The following is a 1,450-nucleotide window of genomic DNA, read 5'->3' on the forward strand; positions in this document are numbered from 1 at the left end:
GTCACTGATTTTTCTTCAAGAATAGTCACAGCTGTTTGCATTTTTTCTAACTGTTCTTTCAACAATTGTTGTTCAATCTTTAAATCCGTAAGTAAACGTAAAATCATCTCAGAATTAGCCATAAGATCCTCCTTCCCCCAATACACAGAATAAAATACAATATGTAGAAGACAAAATACCGGTGACAAAAATAAGGTCGTCAACTCTTTTTAACTTCCAAAATCCTTTTATTTTTTTAAGGACCTGCTCCATTCATCCTTAAAAACATAAATTAAATTAAATCCATTAATAAATGGTCTTTATGGAAGGAGGAGTTAATATGGGCTATGGCGGTAGTTGTGGTGGAGGCTGTGGTTTCGGCGGCGGATTTGCCTTACTTGTTGTGCTCTTCATCTTATTAATCATCGTTGGCGCTAGCTGTTGGGGCGGCGGATTCGGCTGCTAAGGAGAGGCACTCTTGAGAGTGTCTTTTTTTTTGATATGCGGCTCGTATACATATTGTTCAAATCTATATATTTTTTAAAAATATAGATTTAAAACATATTTCTCAATGAATAAAATAACTTAACATGGTAAAATAATATTTGGATGGGAGTCCAATATATTATTAAAATTAAGATGGTTCAAGTCGAAGGAAGGCACCTTAGGGTGTCTTTTCTTTTTTATAAATAATTATAAATTAAAATCGCAAAAGATACTTACTACTTATAAGGAACATTTTGTTTAGTCCAACTATCCCCATATTTATTTGAAACTAATTACTATCATAAATATAAAGAAGTTATGGATAAAATAGTGAGGTAAATAAAACAAAATATAGATTTGATTCATATTTCTCAACGAGGTACCACCAGCGTTTTTTTTTAAATAAGCTAAGCAAAAAAATAATCAGCTGCCCATATGGACAGCTGATTTACATCATTACATTTCTATTATTTATCTTACCACCTGAACAGATGCTGGTTTCCACCCCTGATTTTCTACCCAATCAATATTAACCTTATATTTTTTATTATTTTGCTTATCTCGTACATTACCGTAGGCTTTATTATTACCATTATTCCCAATAAAATCGAAAATCAATTGGCTCTCTGGAACATCAACAGCATAAGAAATTGCTTTTTTCATCTCACTCCAATCTACTGTTCCTTCTTTAAATTTCATTTCAGGTTTTGCTCCTTGCTCGGTACCAATTGGCTTCCAAGAAGGATTAGTTTGAGAACCCTTTTCTTGAGATGCCGCTTTTTCTTCCTCATTATTTTCATTTCCGTTTGTTTTTACCGATTTTTCTGCTTTTGATTTCTCTTCTAGCTTTGCTGTTTCTTTATCTTCAGTTTTCTTCTCTTCTATCTTTGTTGCTTTCTTTTCTTGAGCAATTGCTTTCTTTGATGTATTAGAAGCGGTAAATAACTGGTATGTCACTATACCAACTGTCACTAATATTAAAGTA

2 protein-coding genes are annotated in these 1,450 nt (G+C 32.5%); one reads left to right on the forward strand and one right to left on the reverse strand.

Going from position 1 to position 1,450, the window contains the following annotated elements:
• Positions 1–319 precede the first annotated feature (319 nt).
• Complete coding sequence (locus MR167_RS31415) at positions 320–445, forward strand: YjcZ family sporulation protein (protein ID WP_000540377.1); 126 nt, start codon at positions 320–322, stop codon at positions 443–445.
• A 491-nt stretch (positions 446–936) separates the two neighbouring features.
• On the opposite strand, the gene MR167_RS31420 is transcribed toward MR167_RS31415, so the two are convergent.
• The coding region (locus MR167_RS31420; RefSeq protein ID WP_242316226.1) for a YrrS family protein at positions 937–1,450 on the reverse strand (514 nt) is incomplete at its 5' end.

This window comes from Bacillus cereus group sp. BfR-BA-01355, from assembly GCF_022663675.1.
In the GTDB taxonomy this organism is placed as follows: Bacteria; Bacillota; Bacilli; order Bacillales; family Bacillaceae_G; genus Bacillus_A; species Bacillus_A thuringiensis_S.